11 protein-coding genes and 1 CRISPR repeat array (1 of these 12 only partly in view) are annotated in these 13,617 nt (G+C 32.2%); all 11 genes read right to left on the reverse strand.

The genetic code is table 11. The annotated features are described in order from the left end of the window. Positions 1-55: 55 nt before the first annotated feature. The gene (locus N5B56_RS11085; RefSeq protein ID WP_117908326.1) at positions 56-934 is read right to left on the reverse strand and encodes a carbohydrate ABC transporter permease; all 879 of its coding nucleotides are present in this window, start codon (positions 932-934) and stop codon (positions 56-58) included. A 12-nt stretch (positions 935-946) separates the two neighbouring features. Further along, positions 947-1,870: a carbohydrate ABC transporter permease gene (locus N5B56_RS11090; protein WP_022088830.1), complete on the reverse strand. Its 924-nt coding sequence runs from the start codon at positions 1,868-1,870 to the stop codon at positions 947-949. Between the two features lie 172 nt (positions 1,871-2,042). Beyond that, positions 2,043-3,467: an ABC transporter substrate-binding protein gene (locus tag N5B56_RS11095; protein WP_260978955.1), complete on the reverse strand. Its 1,425-nt coding sequence runs from the start codon at positions 3,465-3,467 to the stop codon at positions 2,043-2,045. A gap of 667 nt (positions 3,468-4,134) precedes the next feature. Beyond that, the gene (locus tag N5B56_RS11100) at positions 4,135-4,584 is read right to left on the reverse strand and encodes a hypothetical protein (RefSeq protein WP_117908322.1); all 450 of its coding nucleotides are present in this window, start codon (positions 4,582-4,584) and stop codon (positions 4,135-4,137) included. A gap of 191 nt (positions 4,585-4,775) precedes the next feature. Beyond that, entirely contained in the window at positions 4,776-6,113 is a 1,338-nt protein-coding gene (locus N5B56_RS11105) for an MATE family efflux transporter (protein WP_260978956.1), read from the reverse strand. Between the two features lie 296 nt (positions 6,114-6,409). Then, entirely contained in the window at positions 6,410-7,231 is an 822-nt protein-coding gene (locus tag N5B56_RS11110; RefSeq protein WP_428979605.1) for an undecaprenyl-diphosphate phosphatase, read from the reverse strand. Between the two features lie 213 nt (positions 7,232-7,444). After that, on the reverse strand, positions 7,445-8,680 hold the full coding sequence (locus N5B56_RS11115) for a deoxyguanosinetriphosphate triphosphohydrolase family protein (RefSeq protein WP_260978958.1): 1,236 nt from the start codon (positions 8,678-8,680) through the stop codon (positions 7,445-7,447). A 231-nt stretch (positions 8,681-8,911) separates the two neighbouring features. Next, positions 8,912-9,205, reverse strand: a complete 294-nt coding sequence (locus tag N5B56_RS11120) for a Dabb family protein (protein ID WP_260978959.1) — start codon at positions 9,203-9,205, stop codon at positions 8,912-8,914. Between the two features lie 178 nt (positions 9,206-9,383). Next, positions 9,384-9,545 carry a hypothetical protein gene (locus tag N5B56_RS11125; RefSeq protein WP_022088824.1) on the reverse strand — a complete coding sequence of 54 codons (162 nt, stop codon included), beginning with the start codon at positions 9,543-9,545 and terminating at the stop codon, positions 9,384-9,386. A gap of 138 nt (positions 9,546-9,683) precedes the next feature. After that, positions 9,684-11,036 carry an MATE family efflux transporter gene (locus N5B56_RS11130; protein ID WP_346432202.1) on the reverse strand — a complete coding sequence of 451 codons (1,353 nt, stop codon included), beginning with the start codon at positions 11,034-11,036 and terminating at the stop codon, positions 9,684-9,686. A 357-nt stretch (positions 11,037-11,393) separates the two neighbouring features. Continuing rightward, on the reverse strand, positions 11,394-12,236 hold the full coding sequence (locus N5B56_RS11135; RefSeq protein WP_260978961.1) for a hypothetical protein: 843 nt from the start codon (positions 12,234-12,236) through the stop codon (positions 11,394-11,396). A gap of 236 nt (positions 12,237-12,472) precedes the next feature. Continuing rightward, positions 12,473-13,617: direct repeats of the CRISPR family, unit length 36 nt; unit sequence ATCTACAAATTAGTAGAAATTATAAGTTATTCAAAC (it continues 79 nt past the right edge of the window).

A 13,617-nucleotide genomic window follows, 5' to 3' on the forward strand; every position in this document is an offset into this window, starting at 1 on the left:
ATCTTTATCAAATATATTTTTTACTAACGTAAGGGGATGTTAGTATCCAAATATCTTAACCCTTTACAGCCCCACCGGCTGCACCATCTGTAATCTGTTTCTGGAATATAGAAAACAGAATTGTAGGTGGAATCAGCGAGAAGAAGATTGCTCTAATCATATCTATCGCTGTTGTTCTTGAAGTTGAATATGTATACAACTTAACCATAACTGTTTCTTTTCCTGATCCATTTAAAATCAAATATGGAAGAAGGAAATCTGACCACGCTGCCGTAACCGCAAAAATTACGATTACCATAATGATTGGTTTTGATAAAGGTAATACAATTTTATAAAATACCTGTACTACATTACATCCATCCAACCTTGCCGCTTCTATAAGTTCCGGTGGAAGTCCTTCAAAGAATTCTTTGAATAAAACTACCCAAAAGGCATTTGCTCCATATGCAAGCCACAATGGAATAAATGATTTATTTAAACCAATTCTGTTAATATTTACAAACAAAGCAACTACACTTGTTGTTGCAGGAATCAAGAGGCTCCACATTACAAGACCATTTACAATCTGATATCCCTTTGGTTTTAAAATGGCAAGTCCATATGCTAAAATTCCATTAAAAATAATTGCACATATAACTGAACCGATAACCATGATAAATGAGTTCTTGTAATACAATCCGAAATTCAATTTATCCCATGTTTCCTTAAATCCTGAAAAATTAAACGATTTAGGGAACAATGTTGCTTCTCTTGTTAACTCTTTTAAATCTTTAAATCCTGATAAAAATACCCATATTGCAGGGAACATTGCAATTATTGCAAATAAGATACATACTGCCACGAAGAATAGGCAGATTATTTTTACTTTTGTCGACTTGACGTCAAACCCTCTGATGGCACCGTCTGTTTTGTCTGCATACTTATTAAAATACATCAGCCTTTCCTCCTAATCATCTTTCTTTCTTGTTAAGTACATATATAATCCACTCAACAAAATTAATACTATACAAATCATTACTGACAATGCTGCTGCGCATGGATAATTAAATTCAGTAAACGCATACTGGTAAACCAAAAGCATTATTGATAAACTTGCATTATTTGGTCCACCATTTGTCAAAACTAATGGTTCATATAAAATCTGGAATACGGAAATAACCTGAAGAATAAGCATTGTCTTTCCTAAGCTTAAGATGCAAGGAAGAGTTACATGGAAAATTCTTTGGAATACACCCGCTCCATCAATTGCAGCAGCCTCGTAATATTCCGGATTAATTCCACTTATTCCCGCCATATAAATAAGGGATGTGGAGCCTGCACTTTTCCATGTCATTGCTATAATAATCAACGGGATAACCAACGCTGCATTGTTTAACCATACCTGTGGCTCTATACCACATTTAGATAGTAAAATATTTAAAACACCTGTAGGACCCGGTTTGAAGAAATAAACCCAAAGAAGTGAAACAGCCATTCCCGGAATCATATTTGGAAAATAAACTGCAAATCTGAAAAAGCTCTTTCCTCTAACGGTCTCACTGATGAATATTGCCAAAATAATCGGTACAAAAAATCCTATAATCAAGGACCATCCTATGTACTTAAATGTGTTTAGAAACGCTGCTTTAAAACTAACGTTATTAATTACTGTTATATAATTGTCTAACCCAACAAACTCCTGGAGCTGAACTCCCTTTGCTGAAAATAGCGATAATCTCACGCTTTCAAGTAGCGGTTCCCAAACAAAGAATGTGAATAACAATATTGATGGGAGCATTACGCACCATCCCAGTAAATCTCTCTTAGAAAATTTATGTTTTTTAGGTTTATAATTTGTTTGTTTTGTTTGAACTTGTTGTTTACTTTTCACCTGGAAACCTCCTCACATAATATGTATTGCCCTCACCTTTAGTCAGTAGCTAATTTTCTGAAACATTTGTAGAAAACAATTCTGTTTCCTTAATTTTATAGTAAAACCTTCTCCTGTTTTTAGAAAAAGGGCAGGCAACCGGACTAGTCGCCCACCCTTCCTTGGTAATATTCTATTTGTTTAATTTGTCTAAAACTTTCTGATAATTTTCATTTGCTGTCTTCATAAGTTCTTCTACATTACAATCTTTCTTTGTAACAACTTCCTGAAGAACTTTTGTGAGTTCCTTGTACATTGACTGTGTATCTCCCGGTTCTTCCGCTCTTAAGTTACCTTCAGCTCCAGTCTTTTCGAAATATGAATCATAAAGCGCTGAGTCAACGTTCTTGTATTCATCAATAACCTTCTGTTCAGCATCTACATAATCCTGATTAATCCAGCATGGGAATGATTTAATTACAGGAACTCCATTTGATACACGGTTAGCTGCATCTGCCTGTTTACCTTCAATACTTGTATCATTAACTACAGGAGATTTACCCATAATTTCAAGGAAATCTAAAGCTGCATTAATTTCTTCTTTTGTTGCATCTTTAGAGAACATATAAGGTGTACCACCTGTTAATGAATACTGATCACCATTAGGTCCTGCAGGAATTGCTCCCATTGCCAACTTATCTGTTGGTAATCCATTAACCTGTGTTGGCTGTGCAACTGCATCATTAGCTGCGATGTACATTGCTGCTGCTCCTGTTCCTAACTGCTGGAATCCTGATGCCCAATCTTCTGCTGTTGGATCAGCTGTTAAAACATCATATTTCCATTTCAAATCATATACATATTCCATAGCTGCAACAGCTTCTGTTGAATCTAAATGTGAAGTGTATGTTCCGTCGCCATTATCTGTACACAATGTAGCTCCAAAGCACCATGCAATATTAGAAAAATGCCATCCGCCTGAATTATCTTTTGCTAATAAGCAAAGGCCTGCAGCTCCTGTCTTGTCTTTGATAATCTTAGCATCCTTAGCAAGTTCATCCCATGTCTGTGGGAACTTTGGAATACCCTTGTCATCAACAAGTCCTGCTTCTTCAAATAATTCTACATTGCACATAAGTCCTAATGCGTAAGCATCTCTAGGAACACCATATACGTGACCGTTTTCATCTGATAAAAGTGATAATACTGATGGACTCATGTCATCAATCCATCCTCTTTCTTTAAGAATATCAGTAACATCTGCTACCAATCCCTGTTTAATTAACTTCTGAGGTTCAGTAAACCATGTTTCAAAAATTGTTGGGCAGTTTCCTGATTCCGCTAATGATACAAATGTGTCTGTTGCATATGTATAACTTGCAGGTTCAACATATACATCACTATGCTGTTCATTCATTGTCTCTTTGTACTTTTCAAAATTCTTAACATCATCAACCAAATCTGCTGACGGCCAGATTCCTAATGAGAGAACTGTCTTTCCCTCTTTCTCTGCCTTTTTCTTGGCTGAATCCTTGTCTCCTGAACTTCCACATCCTGCAAACATTGTTGTTGTCAACGCGGCAATCAATGCCAAACTAAGTAACTGTTTCTTTCTCATATAAATACTCCCTTCTACATTATATAATAATATATTACGTTAAGTTTAACGTTAAACTTAATTAAGAACATAATATACCTACGTACCTTCTATAAATTCCCCAATCAAAAGAATATTCAACTTCTTTGTAAGTTTGTTATACCGTTTAACGTTAAACTAATAATAACATTGTTTATTTTATTTGTCAATATTTACATTCAAAGCATATTTACTAATATTTATGCCCTATTTTTTTATAAAAACGTTTCTTGTTTTAGTAATTTTGCACAATTAGCATATTATCTTTGTTTATTAATTAACAATTATGGATGTTAAGGGTTGAGATTTTATTTTAAATATTATACTTAAGTATTATCTTTGATAAACTTTTTGGCTCCTGATATTTAAACCTTGAGATTAATCTTGGTCCGGTTTCAAATATTATATTTATATTTTAATGTTATTTTACTTTTATAATTCCATAACAAAAAATTTACCTTAAGACTAAGCTCAAATACTTTTTCTTAAGGTAATTTTTTAACTCTTTATAAATTTTATATTTTATGATGTTGTGGTCAAAAGCCACAACTTTGATTTTCATATCGTGACGAGTTCCAAAGTCTTTCACCCATTTATGAGCAAGTTCATGTGTTCTTAGGTCTTTTTATCCTGGCATCATTATGTTGCATTACTGTTCCATAAAACCAATTACACATCCATTATCAGAAAATGAGATTGATATTGAAACATTATCCTTTGTTCCCGTGTATTCTATCATTTCATATTTATTTTTATCATCATGAATATATCCTACAGTTTCGACTCCGGAACTTTGTAATTTTTCTATGTACTCTTCAATCTCTTTCTTGCTTATACCATCTATAAACAGTGAATACATTTTATTCTCTTTATCTTCCGTATAAGAATATGAGTCTGCATTATTGAGTTCCGGAAAACCTTCTGTAAAGCTATTATCCGGCCATTTCTTTAATGTCCTTATTTCATTCTGACTTTCATCGTCTTCCATATATCTTACGTTACTCATCTTCATTTTATTCTTTGGTTCATTGCATCCAACAAGCAATCCTGAAATTATTAAAATAGTAATTGTTGAAGCAATTATTCTTTTTCTATTCATTTTTAACCCCCTTTATAAAATATATGAACACATTATACTATAATGCTTTGCAAAATAATTGAATTTTCTTGGCTAATTATTGTCTATACTTGTTAGATTTTTCACCTTCTAATTTTTCTAATCTCAAATTATCAAATTCGATTTGCATCTAAATATCTAATTTCATAACCGCATATTCTATCATTGTATATCTATTCAATAGTTTTCTTAGCATATTTCTGATAAATGAAATATGAAATTATACCTGTCACAAATTCTGCGACGGCAAATGCCATCCACACACCGGTTGCTCCCATGAATCGGCTCAAAACGAATGCAGTCGGAATAATCACTATCACATAACGAAGAAGGGATATCATCAATGATGGATTTCCCATTCCTAAACCTTCTAATGCTCCACTGGATGTAACTGATACTGCAGAAATTATAAATCCAAAACTTATTATATGAAGTGCCGTAACACCAATTTTAATTGTTTCAGGATTTGTGGTAAACAAACCTATAAGCTGAGATGGAATAATCCATGAAAGTGCCATACCAAGTGCCATTATTAATACTGTTAATTTTAATGTTGTATGATAAATTTTTTCAACACGTTTGTGTTCTCCCGCTCCATAATTGTATCCAACAAGCGGTCTGATTCCCTGAATAATTCCGTTTGCACTAAGATAAATAAATGTCTGAAGCTTATAATAAACCCCAAGCACAAGCACGTATTTGTCTGAAAACTCTGCAAGAATTCCATTTAACGCAGATATCAGGAATGAAGGTAATGCCATATTTAATGTTGCCGGAATTCCTATTCCATATAATCTCTTTAACAATTTGAAATCAGGCTTTAATGATTTGCTTTCTATTTTTACAGGAATTGGTCTTGCAAAATACACAATTATGTAAACTAATAACGAAATCACCTGTCCTATTCCTGTTGCATAAGCTGCACCTGAAATTCCCATTTTAGGAAACGGACCTATTCCAAATATCATTAAAGGATCCAGAATTATATTTGTTGCAAATCCACAAATCATACTAAACATGGAAACTTTCATTTGCCCTACAGCCTGAAAAATCTTTTCCAATGTAATTCCCACAGTACTTGCCACGCTGAACATAAATACTATATTTGCATATTCTAAGGACATATCAATTATGTTTTGGTTATTTGTAAACATTTTTAAAAATGCCGGCATAAAAGCTGTACAAAGAATTGTTAACAACAAACCATGTATGAAATTCATTACAACACCCTGTGTAGTTGCTTTATTTGCCATTTTTTTATCCTCTGCTCCAAGATAATACGCAACTGTCGAATTTATTCCAATTCCTATACCGACACCAATTGATGTTATTATGTTCTGAACAGGGTATACAAGTGCCAATGATGTCATCGCATTCTCGCTTAATTTTGCCACAAAGAAACTGTCTACTATGTTATACATCGAGTTTACTGCCATTGAAATAACCATAGGCAGCGACATCGACAATACTAATGGCAAAATTTTCTTTTCTTTCATAAAACTCTGATCCATTTTATCCTACCTTTCTTTTTTGCTAATTGTTTATAACAATAATAAAGCCACACAACTACTTCTGTAATTGTGTGGCGAAAAAAGATTTCTCTCTAAAAATCCACCCCTTAAAGGTTTTAATCCTTTGATATATTAATATTGTTTATTTGTTATGTCAAGATTCTTTTATCCATAAACTATTTATGACTCCGGCATTAAATATGCTTCAAATCTATAGTCATTAACTTCTAATCATTTTCAATCTCAGGACAAAAGTGCAAAATTTATTATAAAACAAATATTTCTATGTAGATATTTTATAAAAAATATGCAAGCACTACTATACCCAATATGATTCTGTACCAGCCAAATATCTTGAAATCATGTTTCTTTATGTAACTCATTAAAAATTTAATTACAATGATTGATACTGTGAACGCTATTACCATTCCCCATATGAGAATTGCAAGCTCAGTGTGTGTAAAGTTAAATCCAAATTTTATTATTTTGATTGCACTTAAGCCAAACATTACAGGCACTGCCATAAAAAATGTAAATTCCGCTATAGCAACTCTTGATATTCCCATCAACAAACCACCGATGATTGTTGAGCCTGAACGGGATGTTCCGGGAACAATTGAAAGCACCTGAAATACACCGATTAAAAATGCATCCTTGTAGCTTATTTCTTCTAATGTATTAATTCTTGCAACTTTATTTTTGTTTTTATTTTCAATAATGATAAATGCTATACCATAGAAAATTAATGCAATTGCAATTACTACAGGTGTATGAAAATGTGCTTCAACATAATCATCAAACAACAGTGTAACCACTGCACCCGGAATACATGAAACAACTACCTTAAACCATAATGAGAATCTGTCTTTTTTAATTATAGATTGAGATTCTTTTGGCATTTGGAAAGGCCACATTTTATTCCAAAAAATTACTACAACCGCTAAAATTGCTCCCAACTGAATAACTACAAAAAACATTTCCTTAAATGCATCACTTACATTTAACTTGATAAACTCATCTACCAAAAGCATATGACCTGTACTGCTGATAGGAAGCCATTCCGTAATTCCTTCTACAATTCCTAAGAAAACAACTTTAAGCCATTCAATAAACTCCAACATATAAAGTCCTCCAATTTTATTTACTTGTTAATTTGAAAAAAGATTTTATACCTACAGTTCACGAAGGCATTTTTTAAATAAAATATTTCCTCTATTTAAATCAGGCTAAATAAATCTGTAGATATTTTTTAATTATCTTTTCACACAACTTCTTCATTATAGTACAGCAGTGTTTCTAATAAAAGTAAATTTTTTCTTAATAATTTTTGTTTACTGGAAATAGCTTTTGTATTCTATTTTATATTTACTGTCAGGGAACAAATATTTATGCAGCTCTATAAAATAATCGTCAGTCATGCTGGCAATGAAATCTACAACAATCTGATTTTCTTCTTCATCAAGATAATTTTTATGCTCGTAGTACTGCAAATTTTCATTTATGAACTTAATATGGTGCTTGTAAATTATTGAATCTGTGCTCTTGTTATGAACATCATCCAATAATTTATAATACATTTCCTTAAACATTGGTTTAATAATTTCATTGTACTGCTCTTCAAGTTTCTTGTTGTTATATATAACTTCGTAATTTTCTCTTTTTGCAGTTTTCAAATCATTATATACAGATTTGCTTAACAATATGTAATCTTTTCCGTAGCTGTTTTCTAGAATATCAACAGTCATATTATTAATTATTGCGGCATTTTCCGCGCCTATTTTATTAGTCTTAAACTGATAATTTTTGTCGATTATTTTTGCAATTCTTGCATCCTGTCTGTCTTTTCCAAGATATGCAACAATATCACATATTCTTACCACACATGCCTCAAGTGTAAGCGGTACAAGACGTGAAATCGCATCATGACCGATTACATAACTGTCCTCTACTTCCCTGTCATATTTGGCAAATGTTTTTCCAAAGTGCGGACGATATTCCTGTTGCTCAAATTCACCGTTATGGCATAGAACTCCATCTAAAGTCTGAAGTGAGACATTTCTTGCAAACATATTTTCAAGAACCCTTACACTCTGTACATTATGATTAAAAAAACGTCCGGTTTCATTCTGAAGTAATTCGCTTAAAAATCTTTCGCCTGCGTGGCCAAATGGTGTATGCCCAATATCGTGTCCCAAAGAAATGGCTTCAATTAAATCAAGATTAAGTCCAAGCACCGCGCCTATATTTCTCGCAATTCTTGACACAAGCTGAACATGCAAAGCTCTTCTTGTAATATCATCATTACTGTAAAATGAAAACACCTGCGTTTTATCCGCATAACGATTGTAATATGGCAAATGAATAATTTTCTCAATATCACGCACAAATGCCGGTCGCCATAAATTAGGCTTGTCGTGATTCATATTTCTTCTAATTACCATATCGTCATTACATCTGTAAGGATTAACTTTTCCCTGCTTCCTATCGTCTTTAATACGCTCCTGCAATTCTATGCTTAACTGGTCGTATTTTAAATTGTCGTTTGACTGTTCCTTCTTTAACTCCATTTTACCTCCCATCAAACTTCATAATTTCCCGGCAATTATTTTTGCCCACATGATATAAATATAACTTTCGCTCTTATTTTATATCTGTCTGATACAATTAAAAAACTCATGGCTGATATTCCATCGTTCTTTCGCTCTTAATAAATATCTGTCTGATACAGCAAAAAAACTCATGGCTGATATTCCATCGTTCTTTCGCTCTTAATAAATATCCGCCTGATACATATCAAATTACATTTTATAATCAAATGAAACCCTGTTTGTTACATGTGGATTATATTTTTCACCCATTCTCACATGCTCAGGATAATTTAAATATTGTCCTAAAACTGATTCGTCCTCCAAATCCATCTCAATCATAAGGTCCATATTTGCCGGACGGTCAACGCAATTTTTATGAATCTTTACATCCTTTATTCCATCAAATGCATTCTTTATTTTGGCAAATGCCTCACAATATTCTTTGTAATGTTCTTCTTTAAAAAAATCTTTTTCAAATGTAAATATAACAAAATGTTTAAGCATTATCCCGTCTCCTTCTCTGCTATAATCTATGCTTTTATTTTATCAAATTATATCAATAAAAAAAGCCCTCTTATTTATCAATAATAAGATGACTTTAAACATTTTATGTAATGTTAAGCGACATATTAATATTCTCCGCGATATCAACTAGTAGTTTAAATGCCTCAAAAAATGTAAACTAACATTTCTTCAGACATTGCATTGCTTTTCTTGAGTACTCAACTCCTACTACATTCTCTCCCTGAATGTTTCTCCATCTGTTAATTAATCTTAAAAAATCTTCAGATGTTACGCATTCTTTTCTTTCGCTTTCAAATTTTTCCGTAAGTGTTTTAGCCATACTCCCATCCTTTCTCACCTCAACCAATAATTGCATTAGAATCTACCCCTTAAATCCCTTACAACAATCTAAGTATAGTATAAATAGCCAAATTGTCAATTGAGTTTTTGGTTATTTTTCATATATTTCGATAATATTTCATATATGCAAGTCATATTTCTTTCTAAATCTACTTTTTAACAGTGGTAATTTTTTCATATATAAAAGCCCTGTCATATCAGCCAAAAACCATCCTATAGGTACAGATATCCATATTCCAATGACACCAATCTTGGAAATTGCTGATAATGCATATGCAAGCACAACTCTTGTTCCAAGTGAAATGATTGTAAGAATCAAGGACATTTCCGGCTTTCCAACTGCTCTGTAAAATCCATAAAGCAAAAATAATATGCCAATTCCAATATAAAAACTTCCTTCAATTCTCAAATATTCTGCTCCCACTTTTATAATTTCAGTTCCATCAGACACAAACAGGCCCATAAATTTTTCAGCAAATATAAACACTACTGCACTCACGCACACACAAAAAACAGATGCTGCAATCATAGACTGCTTCCAGCCATCCTTTATTCTTCTGTGTTTACCTGCTCCATAATTTTGTGCAACAAAAGTTGATACTGCATTTCCAAAATCCTGTACCGGTGAATATGCTAAAGTATCTATTTTTACTGCTGCCGCAAATGCCGCCATAACTACCGTTCCGAAACTATTTACCAATCCCTGCACAAGGAGGATTCCAAAATTCATAACCGACTGTTGCAAAGCTGTTAATATAGAAAGATTTGCCAGTTCCTTAACAATATTTATATCAAATTTTAAGTGCTTTAGCTTAATTCTAAAATGTGTAGATTTTAAAAGTGCATAGATGGTTATTCCCATTCCTGAAACATACTGTGAAATCACGGTAGCTTCAGCTGCTCCGGCAACTCCAAGATTGAATTTAACTATAAAAATAAGGTCCAGCACAATATTAAGAACCGCTGAAACTCCAAGAAAAATAAGTGGCATTAGTGAGTTTCCGATTGCCCTAAGCCCATTTCCAAAAAAATTGTAAAAAAATGTACCAATTATTCCTATTCCAATAATAAGAAGATACTGTTTTGTAAGCTTCGTTATTTCAGTTGGGATCTGCAAAAACTTAATTATATTATTAATTTCCGCGAAAAATACAAAAGTTATTAATAAAGTGATGCTGCCTATTAACACAAATGCTAATACAATTCCATTTTTCATTCGGTCATAATCTTTTTTCCCAAATTCCATAGAAATAAAAGCTCCGGATCCCATGCTTAATCCCAATATTATCGAAGTCAGAAATATCATCAAAGTGTATGATGACCCTACCGCTGCAAGCGCATCATTTCCCACATATCTTCCAACTATCAATGTGTCCGCAATATTGTAACACTGCTGCAAAATATTTCCTAACATAAGAGGCAATGCAAATTTAATTAATTTTCCTGTTATATTTCCCTGCGTCAAATCCATATGCAAAACTTACGGTCACAATTATTTACTATTTAAGTTGCGACCTTACTCCATTTTCCGTAATTTTTTTAATAAATTTTGTCAAAAAAGAAACCCAGAATTACATACCTTCGTCAATGCAATCCTGAGTTTCCATATGAGCAAGCCACCGTCCTAGCCTGTCTCGATTTCTTACTAGTATTATAGCATAAAATGGGTGTTGAGGGAATAGATTTGAAATTTATTTGCAAAGATTTTATGGATTTTTTATGGCAAAATTTTATGACATTTTTTGTGTTGTTGTAGCACTTTGTGTTTCTATATTAAGCGGGTAAACTTGGGATTTAATTCAATAAAACTTAAGCACTTTCTTCAAATCTACCAATCGCCTTCTCCCTCTTCCATCATTTCATCTATTGCATCGTCAACACCATCTGCATAATCATCATCTTCATCATAGCGGTCATAATCATAGTCGTCATCTGATATTACATCATCATATCCATCGTCGTATGAGTCATCATAATAATAATGTTTTTTAGAGCTATTTGAATAATTATAAGTTTTTCTTGTTGTCTCTCTTTCATATGTGTTGCTGTTGCTAGTTGGTTTCTGAGTATTATTTATGATGTCATAACGGGTTGTCTCTTCTTCGTAGGTTTCATCATTTTCTGTTGTATCATTTTCCAAATCAGGAAAATCATAATCAAGCCCATGCTCTTTCATATGACGATAGCAATAATCAAATCCTTTTTCTTTATTAAAATTACAACCGGGCTCTGCGCATGTTTTTATGTTAGTATAAATTGATTTAAAGCCGTATATTAATCCAAATATGGCTACTATTAATATGACAAATTTTATAACTGAAGTTGATTTGTTGTTTTTCATGGTTGAATCACCTCCACCATTTTGTTTGCCATAGTTATCGTCATTGTTGTCAACTTTATTGTTGTTGCTATTACTCTTGTCATTATTGTTGTTGTTATTACTCTTATCATTATTCTTGCTGTAGGTCCTGCCATTGTTTTCCTCATTGTTATGATATCTGGAACTACTATCTTCATAATCTCCATACTGTTTTCTCTGGCTATTCTGATTTCTTGTTTCGTTCATAAAGCGATATTCCATGCCTCTTTCAAATGTATTTAATTTACCATCTTTATTAAAATCAAAAAACTTGTCTAACGGTCCATCTGCCTTTCCATTCCAAATTCCCATAATTAACCTCCAATCATGTGTTATAAATATTTTACAAATTGTGTGGTAAAAGAATGTTTTTCTTTTATTGAGGTAATTATCACATATTTGGTGTCCAATAGATGGGACTTGTAGGGGAATATTTAAAGATTTAATTGCAATTTAAACTGCTAGTTTTTCCATGCTACTACTTTTGCAAACTAGCAGTTACCTTTGCAACCAATTTTTATATTTATTCGAAACTACAAGGTTCTATCTACCATATTTTAGTAGAAATTATAAGTTATTCAAACCTGATTTAGATGCTTGTCGTAAAGCTATCTACACATTAGTAGAAATTATAAGTTATTCAAACTTTCTTCCGGGGATGAGTTAATTGTCAATCTACACATCAGTAGAAATTATAAGTTATTCAAACACTAACGACAGATTAAATCCACTCGATCTACACATCCGTAGAAATTATAAGTTATTCAAACTTCCAGAACGGTCTATCATCGTATTTTATCTACACATCAGTAGAAATTATAAGTTATTCAAACCTAATAGCACAGTCGCTTTATTTGACTATCTACACATCAGTAGAAATTATAAGTTATTCAAACTGAGTATACAGAATAGAAAGAGAGGTAATCTACACATCAGTAGAAATTATAAGTTATTCAAACAAAACATGGATAAGCTTGATTATGAGATCTACACATCAGTAGAAATTATAAGTTATTCAAACATCATCACGGCATATTACAGAACTGCATCTACAAATTAGTAGAAATTATAAGTTATTCAAACTTGACGGATAAAGTTGACTTGGTTCCTATCTACAAATTAGTAGAAATTATAAGTTATTCAAACGAAGCCCAAAGCAAACGCCACTATTTATCTACAAATTAGTAGAAATTATAAGTTATTCAAACATAGCCACGTTCCGTATAGTTCGGAATGATCTACAAATTAGTAGAAATTATAAGTTATTCAAACCTTATAAATAACATTTCTACTTCTCTATCTACAAATTAGTAGAAATTATAAGTTATTCAAACTATGTTACAGATAAACACAGCAGTATATCTACAAATTAGTAGAAATTATAAGTTATTCAAACAAAAAAACATATCCTCCCACAAAAAAATCTACAAATTAGTAGAAATTATAAGTTATTCAAACGAGTAGAGGAATGCGAAAGTTTTCAGGATCTACAAATTAGTAGAAATTATAAGTTATTCAAACAGTGGTTACAGGAATTAATTTTGTCAATCTACAAATTAGTAGAAATTATAAGTTATTCAAACTTTTTATACTATCGGTATCAATGTAGATCTACAAATTAGTAGAAATTATAAGTTATTCAAACTTAATAATCTTCTTTGGTATTGGCTATTATCTACAAATTAGTAGAAAT

The sequence above is a fragment of the Eubacterium album genome, from assembly GCF_025336545.1.
GTDB lineage: Bacteria > Bacillota > Clostridia > Lachnospirales > Lachnospiraceae > Eubacterium_U > Eubacterium_U album.

What these genes read in the sequence shown, in the direction of transcription:
- N5B56_RS11085 (WP_117908326.1), bottom strand. Translation starts at nt 934, where the DNA reads ATGTATTTTAATAAGTATGCAGACAAAACAGACGGTGCCATCAGAGGG.
- N5B56_RS11095 (WP_260978955.1), bottom strand. Translation starts at nt 3,467, where the DNA reads ATGAGAAAGAAACAGTTACTTAGTTTGGCATTGATTGCCGCGTTGACA.
- N5B56_RS11100 (WP_117908322.1), bottom strand. Translation starts at nt 4,584, where the DNA reads ATGAATAGAAAAAGAATAATTGCTTCAACAATTACTATTTTAATAATT.
- N5B56_RS11105 (WP_260978956.1), bottom strand. Translation starts at nt 6,113, where the DNA reads ATGGATCAGAGTTTTATGAAAGAAAAGAAAATTTTGCCATTAGTATTG.
- N5B56_RS11115 (WP_260978958.1), bottom strand. Translation starts at nt 8,680, where the DNA reads ATGGAGTTAAAGAAGGAACAGTCAAACGACAATTTAAAATACGACCAG.
- N5B56_RS11120 (WP_260978959.1), bottom strand. Translation starts at nt 9,205, where the DNA reads ATGCTTAAACATTTTGTTATATTTACATTTGAAAAAGATTTTTTTAAA.
- N5B56_RS11125 (WP_022088824.1), bottom strand. Translation starts at nt 9,545, where the DNA reads ATGGCTAAAACACTTACGGAAAAATTTGAAAGCGAAAGAAAAGAATGC.
- N5B56_RS11130 (WP_346432202.1), bottom strand. Translation starts at nt 11,036, where the DNA reads ATGGATTTGACGCAGGGAAATATAACAGGAAAATTAATTAAATTTGCA.
- N5B56_RS11135 (WP_260978961.1), bottom strand. Translation starts at nt 12,236, where the DNA reads ATGGGAATTTGGAATGGAAAGGCAGATGGACCGTTAGACAAGTTTTTT.